Source organism: Patescibacteria group bacterium, from assembly GCA_018817085.1.
Classification (GTDB): Bacteria; Patescibacteriota; WWE3; order CG2-30-40-12; family CG2-30-40-12; genus CG2-30-40-12.
Genome location: JAHIUT010000034.1, coordinates 1 through 15,518, shown reverse-complemented (window position 1 = coordinate 15,518; position 15,518 = coordinate 1). Strand labels below are relative to the sequence as shown.

The following is a 15,518-nucleotide window of genomic DNA, read 5'->3' as shown; positions in this document are numbered from 1 at the left end:
GTGTAACCAAAATACAAGTTCCCATCAATTGTACTTTTTAAGACATAGACATAATACATTATGATATACGCGATGCTTGACAATTCGGAAGTCTAGTCTCCACGCGGATGGTTTAGTCTCCACACGGATGGTTTAGTCTCCACACGGATGGTTTAGTCTCCACACGGATGGTTTAGTCTCCACACGGATGGTTTAGTCTCCCTACGGGAGATCTGCCGCAGGCAGACAAACCATCGCACTAGACCACTATGCGACTCCTCCAACAACTTTATTGTATCACATCCAACCCGCCTATTTGGAATTTGGTTGTTTACCTAAAACCCCTCTGCGGATATAATGAAAAAATATGGATACCCGTTTTTATTTTATCCGCCATGGGGACGCATACCCCGGCACAAAAGAAAATATCCAGTTTCCTGAAACCCCACTTAATAAAAGCGGGAGAAAACAGGCGAAAAAACTTAAGAAAAGACTTAGAAAAATTAAGCCCGATGTTATTTTAGTAAGCCCGTACCAAAGAACACTGGACACTATGCGTATAGCTACAAAAGGAAAAAAGATTAAACCTGTTATTTTAAGAGATTTGATTGAAATAGGCGCGGATTATTGGCCTAATCCAGACCAAAAAAGTCGCCGGGACGAAAACGAAGCCCTTTCATACAAAAGAGACAGCGAACTGGTTAAGGAAACTTTTGAAAAACTTTGGAAAGAATATAACGGTAAGACCGTTCTAATTTTTACCCATGGGAATTTTATAAGATGCCTTATTTCCTGTATTATGGGCGCGGGATGGAAGGGGTTTTGCAAATTCGTAATAAATCTAACGAGTATTACCATAATTGACGAGGATGAAAAAGGCAACCCCATTATCTCCACCGTCTCCGACACCGCCCATTTAGAATAGAATTTTAAGTACCTCTTTCTGCTATAATATATCTAAATACCGCCCCCGTAGCTTAATGGACAGAGCACTGGTTTGCGGAACCAGCGATACCAGTTCAATTCTGGTCGGGGGCACAATTATGGTGGGGTGCAGGAGAGGTTTATCTGGCCGATCTCGAAAATCGTGCGGGGCGAAAGTCCCACGAGGGTTCAAATCCCTCCCCCACCGCTATCCTTCGCTAAAGCTACGGAATAGCAAGCAATATATTATACTTAAATTCAATAGTCGCCCTTGTCCCACCCAACCCATTCGCGGGCAACGATAAGAAACCCCCTGTGCTAACTGTAGTATGTAGAACCAAAGTTAGCAAGTGGGTATACTAAAATTATCAAGTATGAAAAGAGGAATTTTAATAAAATTCGGAAACAAGGTTAGAAAAGAGCGTGCCAAATTAGGATTGTCGCAGGAAAAATTAGCCACTAAAGCCGGCGTTCATAGAACTTATATAGGAATGATCGAGAGGGCAGAAAAAAATATAACTTTGGAAAACATAGAAAAAGTGGCAAAAGCACTTAGTTTAAAATTGTCCGATTTTTTTAGCGGCTTTTAATTATGTCATCATTTGATAAATTTCTAAAAAAATTTGTAGAAAGTTTCAGCGACAAAGAGCCGATGATTTTTAGCGTTTTGGGCAATGTTTTTTCAATGAGAATTATCGGAAATAAAACGCACGGCGATCTTGCCGAAATTGCCCTTACGGAATACATAAATCGGTTTGTTGATGGTTTTACGGCAAAACATACGGGCAAGGAAAAATTTCGCGCGAAAGAATTTGAAGAAGATGTAAAAATCACCGAAACCAACACCAAAGAAGAAATTCCCATTAGTATTAAAACTTATGGGTTTGGGCCACTTCAACTTTCTACCAATAAAGATGTGTCAATGTTTTCACTTTTGCAAAAAGAAATTGGCAAGCGAGGAACAAATGATGTTGGTAAAATAGGAGTAATTTTGGATAATAAATGTTTTAAGGACTTTGGTTCTGTAAATGTTTTGCCGTTGATTTATAACGAAAAGGAAATGAAGTTTAAAGTGATAGTTTTTGATTTACAAAAAGCGTATTCCTCGGTCAAAAAGATAAAATTTTTACCGCCTCGCAAAATCGGCAGAAAAAAGACATTTCCAATTTATAAGTTTTTTGATAACAAAAACAATTATATTTTTGAAGTGAGATATGGCGACGCTAAAGCCAATGCCCTACAACGCGGAATGTGGACGCATACGGAAAACGCCGGACCATTTTTCAAAGAACTGCTCGCTGGTGGTTATAAAATCAACGAGCCCCTCATCACTTTAATCGCCAAAATCCTCGTTTCTCGCAAGGACACTCACGAAAAGATACTTCAGTATTTTTTCAATCCCTCTAAATAGACCAAAATAATTAAAAGTGATAAAATGATACTAGGATATAAACTAGTAGTTTTTAATTTATGGACACACAGGGCATAAAATATACTGGCTCTAAAAGGGAAATACTTCCTGTTTTATTAGAGTTGATAAAGCCGTTAAATGTAAAAACGGTTTTAGATGGTTTTTCTGGCACGACAAGAGTTTCTCAAGCGTTAAAGCAAGCTGGCTATACCGTCTATGCTAATGATATTGCCGATTGGTCTAAAGTATTCGGCGAATGTTATTTATTGAACAAAAAACCAACGAGTTATTATTTGCCACTCATGGGGCATCTAAATAATTTGCCCGGAAAATATGGCTGGTTTTCGGAAAATTACGGTGGCGAGCCGAACGGTGGCTCGGCCACACAAAAAGACGGCAGAAAAAGAATTTGGCAATTGCACAACACTAAAAAACTAGACGCGATAAGAGAAGAAATTGACAAAATTGCTAAAGACGAGATTGAGAAATCGGTGCTACTGACCAGTTTAATTATAGCGATGGATAAAGTTGATAGTTCTGTTGGCCATCAAGTTTCGTATTTGAGAAAATGGGCGCCTCGTGCCTATAACACAATGAAAATGGCAGTGCCCCGTTTAATTATTGACGATAAACAACATCAAGTTTATCAAACAGATATTTTTGATTTGGCAAATGATATTGAAGTAGATTTAGCATATTACGACCCGCCCTATGGCTCTTCAAACGAGTTAATGCCACCTTCTCGTGTAAGATATGCCTCTTATTATCATATTTGGAAAACTATTTGCTTGAATGATAAACCGAAATTAGTTGGTGTAGCGAACAGGCGAGAAGATGTGGGCGACACAATCTCCGGCTCTATTTTCGAGGAATTTAGAAAAAATGGCAAGGGACAATATATTGTTATTGAAGCGATAGAAAGATTGATAAAGAACACACCAGCAAAATATGTAGTTTTATCTTACAATAATAATGGCAGAGCTACTTTTCAAGCGATAAAAGACATATTAAGGAATTTGAAGAAAAAAATCTCCATCTTTGAAATGGACTACAAAAAAAATGTGATGGCGACAATAACCCGGACAACAAACGAATGGATTAATGATTCTAACAGTAAAAATAAAGAATACTTATTTTTGATACAAAAAAATGGAAAAGCCGAGCCTTTGTCTGAAATTAAAGTTGAAAAAATTGATATTCGTAATTGGGCATCGGTAAACCAACAAAAATTAGCTATTTAATTTTATGCAAGATACAATTATTAACATATCAGAAATGAAGGAACTGTTTAAGGAACATTGCAAAGAAAATGAAATAACTTTTTCAGAAGAAAAATTTGAGAAGTTTATTGAGTTTCTGGAAACGGATTTTTACGATTGGGTACAAGAAAACTTAAGACAATTTGAAGGGTAATCCCCTATTCCAAAGAAAAGTATTTAGAAGCAAGGGAAGATGCTTTGTCAAACACCGTTTCCGGAGGCTCTTCAACAAAGTTTAAGTATTTGCCCAAAACCTCTCTTATTTTTCCTTGATTTTTCTTGTCAATAAGCATATACAGCCTTCCCGGATAATATTTCTTTGTATCTACATTTAGTGTTGTTTTCTCGCCTTTTTCCGTAAAGAAAAAAACCTTTAATTCCTCATAAGGATAAAACTTCCCGCTACAATAACTTATCCCCTTAACAGTTATCTTGTGAAACACATCATCCGGCTCAACCGCCGAAAGAGCGTAAACTAAAAACGAAAGGGCTACTATAACAGCAATTAAAGCAAATTGACCTGAAAGAGCGGATAGAAGAGAAACTACTAAAATTATGGTAGCTATGGTGGTAAAAAACCTGCGCCCGCGCTTCTTGAAAACGCGACTGGGGGAATTCCAAGACATCAAAACTTGCTCGCTAATCTTATGCTCGGTCTTGGCAATAGTGTTCTCCATATTAAAAACATAGTACAACATTTGAAACCTACAACACAAGAGGAAAGCTATCTGATATACTATAAAGGTGCCTGCCCAAAAAGAGTATTATCAAAAACCAATAATAGAAATTCTAGATAGCTTAGAAACCAAAAGCGAAGGATTAAGCACACACATAGCCGGAAGACGGCTAGCCACTTACGGATATAACCTTTTGCCCAAGCAAAAACCGCCCTCCCCTATAACCGTACTCCTCTCACAGTTCAAAAGCCCCTTGATAGCTATATTAATCATCGCGGCTCTAATTACATTATACTTAAAAGATTTTGTTGATTTTGGAGTTATCTCCCTTGCTGTTTTCATAAATACCATTCTAGGCTTTATTCAAGAATACAAAGCGCAGAAAGAAATTTATTCCTTAAAAAAATTGTTTATGCAAAAAGCCAAAGTTTTGCGTGGCGGGAACGAAATTGAAATCTCCGCAAAATATCTGGTTCCCGGAGATATTGTGGTTTTGCATACCGGCCAAAAAGTTCCAGCTGATTTAAGAATTATTAAAGAAACTTACCTTAAAGTAAACGAATCTGCTTTAACCGGGGAATCGGTAGCCATCCAAAAAACTTCCGCCACATTAAATAATAAGAAAATTTTGGCCGAAAGAAAGAATATGCTTTTTTGGGGAACATCCATAGTTGGGGGTTCGGCGAAAGGTATCGTGATTGGAACGGGACTTAATACCGAACTTGGAAAAATAGCGCAGAGCATTCGTGAAACTAAAGAGGAGCAAACTCCTCTGCAAAAAGGTTTGGCTACGCTAAGCAAAACTTTAGCAATCGCCGTTATTGTTATAACCACATTTGTTTTCGTAATAGGGTTTTTTTCCAACATCCCAGCGCTTGATATGTTCACCACCTCCATAGCGCTTGCCGTAGCCGCAATACCCGAAGGTCTGGCGGTTTCGCTAACAGTAATTTTAGCCATAGGCATGCAAAGAATTTTTAAGAAAAAGGCCCTGGTGCGAAAACTTGTCGCCGCTGAAACATTAGGCTCCGTAACCACAATTTGCACCGATAAAACAGGCACCCTAACCGAAGGCAATATGAAGGTGGTAACTTGGAAACTAACCGATCTGTCCCAAATGTTAAAAGCAGCCGCGTTGTGCAATGATATTCAAAATCAAACCGAGATAGCTCTCTGGGAAAAAATCCGTTCCATAGATAGCTTTGATCCGCAAAAAATTCGTGAAAAATATAAACGGCTGTCCGTTATTCCTTTTGATTCTGAAAAGAAGTATATGGCAGTTCTCGTGAAAGAAAATGAAGATGTTTTAATCTATGCCAAAGGGGCCCCTGAAAAAATAGTGGGGTGGAGCAAACTTTCGTTTACAGAAAAAGACAAATGGCTTGCCCTCTCAAATAAATGGGCGAATAAAGGACTGCGGGTATTGGCTTTGGCTTACAAAAAACCCTCCGTAAAACTTACATCCAAAGAATTGCTCCATTCCAATATAGAGAGCGGCTTTGTGTTTTTAGGGCTTATTGCTTTGGCGGATCCAGTAAGGAGAGGCGTAAAAGAAGCTCTTATTGAATGCGAAAATGCGGGTATAAAAACCATTGTTATAACCGGAGATTTTAGAGCCACCGCTCAAGCCGTTATGGAAGAGTTAGGAATTAAAGTGAAAAGCGAAGAAATAATGGAGGGGGGCGAGCTGGAGAATATAAGCGAAGAGGAGTTAAGAAAAAAAATTTTGGGCATAAAATTGTTTGCCAGAATAACCCCTTCGGATAAATTAAAAATCGTAACCGCTCTAAAAAGTTTAGGCCGTGTAGTTGCGGTAACTGGTGACGGAACCAACGATGCCCCCGCTCTTAAAGGCGCTGACATAGGAATAGTTGTGGACAACGCCACGGAAGTAGCAAGAGAAAACGCCGATATGATACTTTTGGATAGCAACTTTAACACCATTGTTAGGGCAGTTGAAGAGGGTCGGGCGATATTTGACAATATAAGAAAGGTGGCTTTGTATCTTTTAAGCGACAGTCTTAGCGCGATACTTTTAATTATTGGAGCTCTGCTAGTTAAACTTCCCCTGCCCCTTACCGCGGCGCAGATTCTTTGGATAAATCTAATAACCGATGGCCTTCCCAATTTAGCGCTTACCATAGACCCTAAAAGACCAGATTTAATGAAAGAGCCCCCGCGAAGACCAGAGGAACCCCTGCTTGATAACGAACGGAAACTCTTAATTCTTTTTATAAGTTCCATAACCGGTTTTGGAGCGCTTGCGGTTTTTGCGGCTTTTATGAGATTATCCAACGACCTTGTTCTTTCCCGAACCATAGTTTTTGCAGTCGTAGGAACGGCCTCGTTAATATATGTTTTCTCCTGCCGTAATTTAAGAATACCCCTTCTTAAAGACAAAAATGTTTTTTCTAACAAAGCTCTTTTGCTTGCCGTGGCAGGCGGTCTGCTTTTGCAAATGCTTGCCCTATATAATCCGTTCTTCCAAAAAATTCTGGGTCTTTTACCTTTAAACATTTATCATTGGACAATAGTTATTCTGTGTTCCTTTTTAGTTATAATAATGATAGAAGGAATTAAAACTATATTTAACAAATCAAAAAAATGAACTACATTGATTTACGAAAACAGATGGTGGAGGAACAACTAAAATCTCGCGGGATAAAAGACGCGGGGGTTCTGGACGCTTTTGCGCAAATCCCACGAGAAATTTTTGTTCCTCAAAGTTTTAACAGCCAAGCTTATGCCGACTCTCCTATTCCTATAGGAGAGGGTCAAACTATTTCTCAACCATACACAGTTGCTTTTATGACCGAATTGCTGGAATTAAAGGGGGAGGAAACTGTTTTAGAAGTTGGCGCGGGTTCCGGTTATGCGGCGGCGATTTTAGGAAAATTATGCAAGACTGTGTACACTGTTGAGGTCCTCCCTATTTTAGCCATAAAGGCAAGGGAAAGATTAAAAAGATTGAACATATCAAATGTAACAGTTATAATAAGCGATGGCGGGGTGGGGCTTAAAGACAAAGCTCCTTTTGACGCAATAACCGTAACCGCCGCGGCGCCAAAAATTCCAAGCGCCTTAATCAACCAACTAAAAATTGGTGGGAGACTCGTGGTTCCGGTGGGGAACAATGTGTCTCAACAAATGATAAAGGTGGTAAAAACGGAAGAGGGCGCTAAAACAGAAAATTACGGAACCTTTCGTTTTGTGCCGCTTGTGGGAGAGGCGGGCTTAAAAAAACTTAATTAAAAACGGGAAGTCCTGTCTTCGACCGCGGAGTTTAAACGATACTTTGCGTAAACCCTACCTCGGAGAGAGAGCTGGGGGCCTGCGCGCCGCCCATAACGGGGTTCACCTATCGGAGCCTCCCCCTTTGAGGACAGGATTTCCCGTTTTTTCGTTGATATGAAAATAAACATTAAAACCTCGTGGGATTTGGCAAAAATTCTGCCAAACAAAAACGAGGAATACGAAAAAAAGAAAATTAGCGATAAATCCTACCAATTTATAAACAAATGGCATGGAAGAAAGGATTATCTAGAAAACCCGAAGATTTTAAAAAAAGCGCTTTTGGAATACGAAGGGTGGTTAGGATATTTTGCGGGAGGGGGCAATTTAGGTTATTTTTTTGGACTAAAAAACGCCCTGGATCAAAATAATCCTGAAATTAAAGCCAGCCTATCCAAAATAAGCGATCTCGCCACAAAAATAGAAAACGATATACAATTTTTTGAGTACCATCTCTCCAAAATAGCGCCTGCTAAACAAAAATTGTTCCTAGAAACGGCAAGCTTAAAAAAGTACCATCATTTTTTGAATATGCTTTTCAAAAACGCTAAATACCTTTTATCAGAAAAGGAAGAGAAATTATTGAATTTAACTCAAGAAACTTCTTATTCAAACTGGGTAAAAATGACATCTAGCATTCTTTCAAAAGAACAAAGGAAAAGAAAAACTTTATCGGAACTTATAAGTTTAACAGAAAGCCAAAACAAAAAGGAACGAAACTCTGCCGCTTCCGCGCTTAACGATATTTTCCTTAAGAATGCGGACATTGCCGAAAACGAAATAAATTCAATACTCAAAAACAAAAAAGTTATAGACGAGCTTAAAAACATTAAAAGACCGGATCTCCCGCGCCTTCTTGAAGATGATGTAGAACCTTTCGTTGTGGATTCGTTGATTAGAAATGTAACCGAAAATTTTTATATCTCTCATAAATATTACGAGCTTAAAGCAAACATTTTGAAAGTTAAAAAATTAAAATATCACGAGAGGAATGTGGAAATTGGAAAAATAAAAACAACTTTTTCTTTTGAAAAGTCGGTAGAAATAGTCCATAAAGTCCTGCGTAAACTGGATCCGCAATTTTCCGAAATATTCTTGGATTTGGTAGAAAAAGGTTCAATAGATGTGTATCCAAAAGTAGGAAAAGCTGGGGGCGCGTTTTGCGCGGGAGGTTTAATAAGCCAACCTAATTTCATTCTTCTTAACCATACCAACAGGCTAACGGATGTTTTGACCTTGGCGCACGAAACAGGACATAGCATTCATAATTTCTTAAGCAAGAAAAACCAAACCCCCATAAATTACGGCGGTTCTACGGCAACCGCCGAAACAGCAAGCGCTTTCTTTGAGGATTTTGCGCTTGAGGAGCTTTTAAAAAGCGCCCCGCCCCAAGAAAAGACAGCTCTTTTAATGCATAAACTAAATAGCGATGTAGCCACAATTTTTAGGCAGGTCGCGTGCTATAATTTTGAACGGGAGTTGCACCAAAATTTTAGGAAAGAAGGGTACTTATCTAAAGAAAAAATTGGGGAAATTTTCCAAAAGAATATGAAATCTTATATGGGCGATTTTGTGGAACAGTCGGCGGGTAGCGAAAACTGGTGGGTTTATTGGAGTCATATAAGAACCTTTTTTTATGTGTACTCGTACGCCAGCGGCCTTTTAATCTCCAAAAGTTTGCAGAAAATGGTCAAAGAAAATCCAAAAGACATTGCCAAAGTAAAAAACTTTTTAATGGCGGGCGAATCAAAATCCCCTTATCAACTTTTTAAAGAGATGGGTGTAGATATCGCAAGCAAGAACTTTTGGAGCGCGGGTATTGATGAAGTGGAGAAGTTATTAAACGAAACCGAAACAATCTCAAGGGGTTTCCTTTGAAAAAGGAGACTCCTTTTTTTTGAAAAACCCTTGACAGCGAGGTACCACATAACTATTATTACATTAGATGTCGTTATGGTCAATACTAATATAACATGGGCAGTTTAAACCGCATCGCGGATTCTTACCTAAAAAACCATTTTAATAGATTTAAGGAGGTTTTAGTTCTTTTGGGTCCCCGACAATCGGGAAAAACTACCATTTTAAAAAAGCTTTTCCCCGAAGCTATTTATTTCACAGCGGATAACGAAGCTACCAGAAAAAACTTGGAATCTTTTGATGTTAGCGTCTATAAACAAATATTTCCTCAAAACAGGATAATCGTGCTGGATGAGATACATTTACTTTCCAATCCAGGTCGCGCCGCCAAAATTGTTTACGACCAAATTCCCGATAGAAAACTCATTATTACGGGGTCTTCCTCTTTAAACATAAAAAACAGAGCGTCGGAAAGTTTAGCGGGAAGAAAAATAGATTACCACCTTTACCCTTTAACCTTTTCAGAATATCTAACCCAAAATGGTATTGAGCCATCTTTAAACAACCGTGTTTTTGAAAACATAATTAAAGAAACCCCCCTAACAAAAAAAGCGCATAATTTCGATTTGGCGGTATCTCTTAAAACCGCGCTAACCTATGGTTTTTACCCAGCAACAATTAACCACCCTGACAAAAGAAAGTATCTAGAAAACTTGGTGGACAGCGTTGTTTTTAAAGACCTTTTGGATTTAAAACTTTTGGACGACAGGCGCGCCGCATTAGAGACTTTGAAACTTCTAGCGCACCAAATCGGGCAACTAGTTAATTATTCGGAAATTGCTCAAAGAGTTGGCAAGGATGCCAGGACAGTCAAAAAATACATAGATGTTTTTTGCCAAAGCTTTATAATTTTTGAACTTTTGCCTTTCTCCCAAGTTAGTAGAGACGAGATAGGAAAAAGTCCAAAAATTTACTTCTACGACCTTGGCTTAAGAAACGCTCTCATAGAAAGCTTTTCAGATATAAATATTAGATCTGATAGGGGTCTCCTCTTTGAAAACTTTATTATTTCCGAATTCTTAAAGGCGAATACCTACCTTTCAGCAGGATTTAAAGTCAACTACTGGAGAACTAAATCGGGGTCAGAAGTGGATTTAGTAATAAGCCGCGAAAAGGATCTCTTGGCGGTAGAGATTAAATATAATCAAGAAAGGATCGCCACTGCCTTTACAAATAGATACCCTCAAGCAAAAATAAAGAATATTACTTCCGAAAACTTTTACTAAAATCTCCACATTGGGGGTCCACGGATCGCCACTCTTCCACCCAAACCCCGTTATCAGGGTTTTCGGCGTGGTTTTCAAAAGCGGTTCCGCGGGCGACAATCTCCGCGGGACTCCACCCCTCAATGTTCCCACACCTCTCATTCCCAAAAGAATTCCTCTCGCACTTGGGGAAGGTGTCGAAAACATCCGCCACCTCAAAATCCCAACCATTGAACATTAGGTAATCCATATACCACTGTTCAAGGCTGTTGAGGGGACGAGGACCCTTTGCCATTGACGCGTCCCAGATCAAGTCTCCCGTTTCTGGGTCCAAGACCGTTAGCAGGTTGTCTCCCTCAAAAATCACTTCAAACTTTGAGAAATACTCCCACTTTCGGTCTTTGAGCTTCTGCTCCAACGCCCGCCACTGTGGCGGAGTGAGCAAAAAGCTTTTGTGGGCGGAGCTCTCCCCCTCCATCCAGGAAAGACTTACCTCCACAGGACGGAAGTACTCCACCGTCTCGCCATATTCCAAGTACTCCCACATAGGGTCGTAATAACCCCCATAGAGAGTGCCTAGAACTTGGCGTGCCTCTTCCACCACTGACGGGGCGGTAGTTGGCGCAGGAACAGACGCGGGTTCGGGAGTTGGCGTGAGGGCGATATGCTCATCCCAAAGGATTTGCACTTCCGCATATACCCCACCCATCGTGGAGCTGTCCGCCGCTTGCAAACGCTCCAGCTCCGAAACCCTCTCGTCAACTCCTCCAACGAGGGGGATTGTCGCCACAGCATCCAGCCGTTGACCTATATTCGTTAGGATAATATCCACGGCTTTGAAACCAGCGAATGCCAGCGCCGCCAAAATCGCGAGGACAACCGCTAGCACTCCGACCAGGATGAGGGTCCGCCTCATCCCCCGCCCGCACTCGGTGTGGACGCATTCAATCGCGTCCCGCACCTCTTCAGTGCGGATCCCTTCCAACAACTTCTCAAACTTCTTCACCTTTGCCTCCTTGATTGAGGGCCTATTTGTCCCGCCATTTAAGCCTAATAGCTTAGGCACTCTCCTCGCTTGGAGAGCTGTGGACAAACCGCGTTCAAAAAATAATTTAAACGCGCTTTGCCCACACCCTCAAAACGGAGTTCCCAAAAACCATCATAAACATATTATACTATAAGATTGCGTATTTGTCAATGGGGGGGATTTATATGTTAAAATAACATTATGTTCAAAACACTCGCCTTTCCAGATAACTTTTTATGGGGAAGCGCTGTAAGCGCTCATCAAACCGAAGGAAACAACACCAACTCCGACTGGTGGGAATGGGAACAAAAAGGCGGGGGGAAAGAACCTTCCAAAGAAGCATGCGATTTTTATAATCGGTACAAAGAGGATATTTCCCTAGTCAAAAAACTTAATCAAAACGCTTTTCGCTTATCTATTGAATGGGCAAAAATAGAACCTGAGGAAGGCAAATTTAGCTCAAAAGAAACTGAACACTACAAAAAGGTTTTGGAAGAACTTAAAAAGAATAACATCAAAACCTTTGTAACTTTGCATCATTTTACAAACCCGGTGTGGTTCACCAAAAAAGGTGGGTGGTTAAACCCCAAATCCCCCCAAATATTTTGTAATTACGCAAAATACTGCCAAGACAATTTCTCCGATCTAGTGGATTTTTGGATAACCATAAACGAGCCTACCGTTTACGCGGGACAGTCTTATTTTTTTGGATTATGGCCTCCGCAAAAAAGAAATGTTCTAAAAACCGCAGTTGCATTTATTAATATGATAAAAACGCATAATAGGTGTGTGTCCGTTTTGAAAAAGCCCGCGGGGATTGCGCATAATGTAGTTAGGTTTGATTCTGCCACAAAATATCCGTGGGACAACCTATTATCCAAAATCTTGAATAAATTTTTAGCGGACGGAGTCCTCTTTTTATGTACGAAAAAACAAGGTTTTATTGGGGTCAATTATTATTTCCAATATAAAATAACTAATTTAAGATTATCGTTTGATTATTCTCTCGGAAAAACAGATATGAAATGGCCTGTTGCGCCCGAAGGGCTATACAAGGTATTGATAAACCTAAAAAAATATAAAAAGCCCCTCTACATAACCGAGAACGGGTGCGCGGATTCAAAAGATGCAATAAGAAAACTGTATATTGGATGTCATTTAGAAAGTGTCCACAGAGCAATTGAAGCGGGAGCAGATGTTAAAGGATATTTTCACTGGTCGCTAATGGACAATTTTGAGTGGCATCTGGGATTTAAACCAAGGTTTGGGCTTATTGAAATTGAAAGGGAGAACAATCTAAAAAGAGTCGTCCGCCCGAGCGCGAGATATTATGCGAAGGTATGCGAGAAAAATCTGTTGCTATCTCAAAAGTCAAATCTCAAATCCCAAATCTTAATTCCCCAGATTTACGGTTTAAACATGTGGCTTTGACATTAAAGTATGACCACTGCCCGCGCAAAAAAACTTTTAATAAGTACTATCCGTTGGACAACCCCCATACTAGCTTTTCTTTTTTTGTATATCATCATTGTCGCCATACTTAACAAACCAGCAGGCGAGATGGAATATGGCATAACCTTTTCCCAGAAATACGCGCGGGAACTTGGGCTTAATTGGAAAAAAACCTACTTGGAAATTTTGGACGGGCTTAATGTAAAAAATGTAAGGCTTATAGCCTATTGGGACGATATTGAGAAGGAGAAGGGGGTTTATGATTTTAGCGATATGGATTTTTTGCTTTCCGAAGCGGAGAAAAGGCAGGTTAATGTAATACTTGCTTTAGGAAGAAAACTGCCCAGATGGCCAGAATGTTTTGAACCGAAGTGGGCAAAAGAAAAAGGCGAAGATTACATAAAAACACGGCTTTTAATACTTATTCCAAAAGAGATAGACCATTTCAAAAAATACAAAAACATAAACTACTGGCAGGTGGAGAATGAGCCTTTCTTTCCTTTTGGGAACTGCCCCGCTATGATGGATTCTGACTTTGTTAAAAAAGAAGTGGATTTGGTAAAATCTATGGACGAAAGACCCGTACTGCTATCCGACAGCGGAGAAGGCGGAGCGTGGATTTTCTCATACTCTCTAGGAGATTTTTTGGCAATATCTATGTATAGAAAGGTATGGCTTTCTTTTTGGGGATATTTTAATTGGCCTTTTCCCGCTTATTTTTATAGGGTCAAAGCCACTTTACTAAACATACCCCTAGAAAACATATTTAATACTGAACTGCAGGCAGAACCCTGGTCCAACAAACCAATCGTAAAATCAACGGACGAAGAACTGCAAAAAACAATGAGTCATACTGATTTTATAAAAGCTATAGAATACGCCAAACAAACAGGAATAACCAAAACATATTTATGGGGGGCGGAGTGGTGGTACTACGAAAAGACAAAGGGAAACGACCCCTTTTATTGGGATACCGCCAAAAAATTATTTAATTAAGCCAAAACCTCACGCTTTAAGCTCAAGTTTTAAATATATCCCCCAAACTGCAAATAAAATCGCCAAAAGTATCCATTGCGTGGAAGCCAAGACAACATCCACAAAAAAAGCGCCCACAACCGCAAACGCAATGCAAACAATAGATACAACCATAAAAAAAGAGGATATAGTTTTTCTATCGCTAACAGAAAGGCTTGCCAACTTAATCACCTCCTTATTCTAAATAATCCTTCAACTTCTTGCTACGGGAAGGATGCCGCAATTTTCTTAAAGCTTTGGCTTCTATCTGCCTAATTCTTTCTCTGGTTACCCCAAATTCTTTGCCCACCTCTTCCAGCGTTCTAGGTCTATTGTCCTTTAAACCAAACCGCAACTCCAAAACCTTTTGCTCCCGTTCGTTTAATGTGTGCAAAACATCTCCAATTTGACCCTTTAAAAGCTCATAACTCGCTGCATCTTCCGGCGATTTGGTAAGCTCGTCGGGAATAAATTCCTTAAGGGAGCTATCCTCGTCCTTCCCCACTTTAGCTTCTATGGAAGTTGGTTCTTGCGAGATTTTAATAATTTCCAACGCTTTTTCCAGTATAGTTAAGTTAGCCAATCCAAGAAAGTCCATTTTAACAAGTCCAACAGCTTCCACATATTTCATTGAATACTGAGAAATTATAGTTTTATCATTTTGACTGGCATACTGGCGAGGGACATAGTTATCCATGTGATCGGGGGTAATAACCACTCCGCAGGCGTGAGTGGAAGAATGTCGCGCGACTCCTTCAAGACGTTTGGCGCTGTCTAATAATTTTTTTGCTGCAGGATCTTCTATGTAAAAAGCTTTTAAGTCGGGAGATTTATTTAACGCTTCCGCTAACTTCATCATAGGAGGAACTGCTTTCGCTATTTTGTCGCAGAAGGCGTAAGGGTATCCTAAAACTCTTCCCGCATCGCGAATTGATCCGCGCGCGGCCATGGTTCCAAAAGTGATAATTTGGGCAAATTGATCTTCTCCATATTTATTTTTCACATACTCAATAACTTTATCTCTTCCGTTGTCAGCAAAATCAATATCAATATCAGGCATGGATATTCTATCCGGGTTCAAAAATCTTTCAAACAAGAGATTAAATTCTAATGGGTCCATGTCCGTTATGCCTAACAAAAAAGATGCTATGCTTCCTGCCGCAGATCCTCTCCCCGGTCCGACAACAACGCCGTTCTCTCTCGCCCAATTTACATAGTCAGCGACAATTAAAAAGTAAGAAGCGAATCCCATTTTTTCAATAATACTTAATTCGTAAGCAAGTCGTCGCTCAATTTCATCACGGTTTTTGGCGTTTGGGTAATGTATATCTATTGTTGATTCGCATTTTTCTTTTAATAAAG

Annotated in this window: 15 protein-coding genes and 2 tRNA genes; 13 read left to right on the top strand and 4 right to left on the bottom strand. The window is 39.7% G+C overall.

Annotated elements, in window-relative coordinates; genetic code table 11:
* Positions 1-346 precede the first annotated feature (346 nt).
* The 7 genes from KJ678_02180 to KJ678_02150 all read left to right on the top strand — a co-directional run bounded on the left by KJ678_02180 (position 347) and on the right by KJ678_02150 (position 3,727).
* On the top strand, positions 347-904 hold the full coding sequence (locus KJ678_02180) for a histidine phosphatase family protein (protein ID MBU1016948.1): 558 nt from the start codon (positions 347-349) through the stop codon (positions 902-904).
* A 41-nt stretch (positions 905-945) separates the two neighbouring features.
* Positions 946-1,017 (top strand) — tRNA-Arg (locus tag KJ678_02175).
* 7 nt (positions 1,018-1,024) lie between these two features.
* Positions 1,025-1,111: transfer RNA gene (locus tag KJ678_02170), tRNA-Ser, on the top strand.
* Positions 1,112-1,277: 166 nt separating this feature from the next.
* Positions 1,278-1,493, top strand: a complete 216-nt coding sequence (locus KJ678_02165) for a helix-turn-helix transcriptional regulator (protein ID MBU1016947.1) — start codon at positions 1,278-1,280, stop codon at positions 1,491-1,493.
* A gap of 2 nt (positions 1,494-1,495) precedes the next feature.
* On the top strand, positions 1,496-2,314 hold the full coding sequence (locus tag KJ678_02160) for a hypothetical protein (GenBank protein ID MBU1016946.1): 819 nt from the start codon (positions 1,496-1,498) through the stop codon (positions 2,312-2,314).
* Positions 2,315-2,373: 59 nt separating this feature from the next.
* Positions 2,374-3,555 carry a DNA adenine methylase gene (locus KJ678_02155; protein MBU1016945.1) on the top strand — a complete coding sequence of 394 codons (1,182 nt, stop codon included), beginning with the start codon at positions 2,374-2,376 and terminating at the stop codon, positions 3,553-3,555.
* A 4-nt stretch (positions 3,556-3,559) separates the two neighbouring features.
* Positions 3,560-3,727, top strand: a complete 168-nt coding sequence (locus KJ678_02150; GenBank protein ID MBU1016944.1) for a hypothetical protein — start codon at positions 3,560-3,562, stop codon at positions 3,725-3,727.
* A gap of 4 nt (positions 3,728-3,731) precedes the next feature.
* Here the strand turns inward: KJ678_02150 and KJ678_02145 are convergent, their stop codons facing one another.
* The gene (locus KJ678_02145; protein MBU1016943.1) at positions 3,732-4,271 is read right to left on the bottom strand and encodes a hypothetical protein; all 540 of its coding nucleotides are present in this window, start codon (positions 4,269-4,271) and stop codon (positions 3,732-3,734) included.
* 46 nt (positions 4,272-4,317) lie between these two features.
* Here KJ678_02145 and KJ678_02140 point away from each other — a divergent pair, with 46 nt between their 5' ends.
* The 4 genes from KJ678_02140 to KJ678_02125 all read left to right on the top strand — a co-directional run bounded on the left by KJ678_02140 (position 4,318) and on the right by KJ678_02125 (position 10,684).
* Complete coding sequence (locus tag KJ678_02140; GenBank protein ID MBU1016942.1) at positions 4,318-6,858, top strand: HAD-IC family P-type ATPase; 2,541 nt, start codon at positions 4,318-4,320, stop codon at positions 6,856-6,858.
* Positions 6,855-7,502, top strand: coding sequence for a protein-L-isoaspartate(D-aspartate) O-methyltransferase (locus KJ678_02135; GenBank protein MBU1016941.1), 648 nt, complete (start codon positions 6,855-6,857; stop codon positions 7,500-7,502). Before KJ678_02140 ends, KJ678_02135 begins: the two co-directional genes overlap by 4 nt.
* A gap of 156 nt (positions 7,503-7,658) precedes the next feature.
* Positions 7,659-9,419: a M3 family oligoendopeptidase gene (locus KJ678_02130; protein MBU1016940.1), complete on the top strand. Its 1,761-nt coding sequence runs from the start codon at positions 7,659-7,661 to the stop codon at positions 9,417-9,419.
* 95 nt (positions 9,420-9,514) lie between these two features.
* Entirely contained in the window at positions 9,515-10,684 is a 1,170-nt protein-coding gene (locus tag KJ678_02125) for an ATP-binding protein (GenBank protein MBU1016939.1), read from the top strand.
* Here the strand turns inward: KJ678_02125 and KJ678_02120 are convergent.
* Entirely contained in the window at positions 10,662-11,729 is a 1,068-nt protein-coding gene (locus tag KJ678_02120; GenBank protein MBU1016938.1) for a hypothetical protein, read from the bottom strand. The two genes, KJ678_02125 and KJ678_02120, sit on opposite strands and share 23 nt — an antisense overlap.
* Before the next feature lie 162 nt (positions 11,730-11,891).
* Here KJ678_02120 and KJ678_02115 point away from each other — a divergent pair, with 162 nt between their 5' ends.
* Positions 11,892-13,121 (top strand): glycoside hydrolase family 1 protein, encoded by a 1,230-nt coding sequence (locus KJ678_02115; GenBank protein MBU1016937.1) that lies wholly within the window; start codon positions 11,892-11,894, stop codon positions 13,119-13,121.
* 9 nt (positions 13,122-13,130) lie between these two features.
* Positions 13,131-14,138 (top strand): hypothetical protein, encoded by a 1,008-nt coding sequence (locus KJ678_02110; GenBank protein MBU1016936.1) that lies wholly within the window; start codon positions 13,131-13,133, stop codon positions 14,136-14,138.
* 9 nt (positions 14,139-14,147) lie between these two features.
* Here the strand turns inward: KJ678_02110 and KJ678_02105 are convergent, their stop codons facing one another.
* Both KJ678_02105 and KJ678_02100 read right to left on the bottom strand, forming a co-directional pair.
* On the bottom strand, positions 14,148-14,348 hold the full coding sequence (locus KJ678_02105; protein ID MBU1016935.1) for a hypothetical protein: 201 nt from the start codon (positions 14,346-14,348) through the stop codon (positions 14,148-14,150).
* A 4-nt stretch (positions 14,349-14,352) separates the two neighbouring features.
* Positions 14,353-15,518 (bottom strand): sigma-70 family RNA polymerase sigma factor (locus KJ678_02100; GenBank protein MBU1016934.1); only part of this gene is annotated, 1,166 nt, incomplete at its 5' end.

What these genes read in the sequence shown, in the direction of transcription:
- KJ678_02135 (MBU1016941.1), top strand. Translation starts at nt 6,855, where the DNA reads ATGAACTACATTGATTTACGAAAACAGATGGTGGAGGAACAACTAAAA.
- KJ678_02160 (MBU1016946.1), top strand. Translation starts at nt 1,496, where the DNA reads ATGTCATCATTTGATAAATTTCTAAAAAAATTTGTAGAAAGTTTCAGC.
- KJ678_02155 (MBU1016945.1), top strand. Translation starts at nt 2,374, where the DNA reads ATGGACACACAGGGCATAAAATATACTGGCTCTAAAAGGGAAATACTT.
- KJ678_02150 (MBU1016944.1), top strand. Translation starts at nt 3,560, where the DNA reads ATGCAAGATACAATTATTAACATATCAGAAATGAAGGAACTGTTTAAG.
- KJ678_02115 (MBU1016937.1), top strand. Translation starts at nt 11,892, where the DNA reads ATGTTCAAAACACTCGCCTTTCCAGATAACTTTTTATGGGGAAGCGCT.
- KJ678_02180 (MBU1016948.1), top strand. Translation starts at nt 347, where the DNA reads ATGGATACCCGTTTTTATTTTATCCGCCATGGGGACGCATACCCCGGC.
- KJ678_02110 (MBU1016936.1), top strand. Translation starts at nt 13,131, where the DNA reads ATGACCACTGCCCGCGCAAAAAAACTTTTAATAAGTACTATCCGTTGG.
- KJ678_02145 (MBU1016943.1), bottom strand. Translation starts at nt 4,271, where the DNA reads ATGTTGTACTATGTTTTTAATATGGAGAACACTATTGCCAAGACCGAG.
- KJ678_02125 (MBU1016939.1), top strand. Translation starts at nt 9,515, where the DNA reads ATGGGCAGTTTAAACCGCATCGCGGATTCTTACCTAAAAAACCATTTT.
- KJ678_02130 (MBU1016940.1), top strand. Translation starts at nt 7,659, where the DNA reads ATGAAAATAAACATTAAAACCTCGTGGGATTTGGCAAAAATTCTGCCA.
- KJ678_02165 (MBU1016947.1), top strand. Translation starts at nt 1,278, where the DNA reads ATGAAAAGAGGAATTTTAATAAAATTCGGAAACAAGGTTAGAAAAGAG.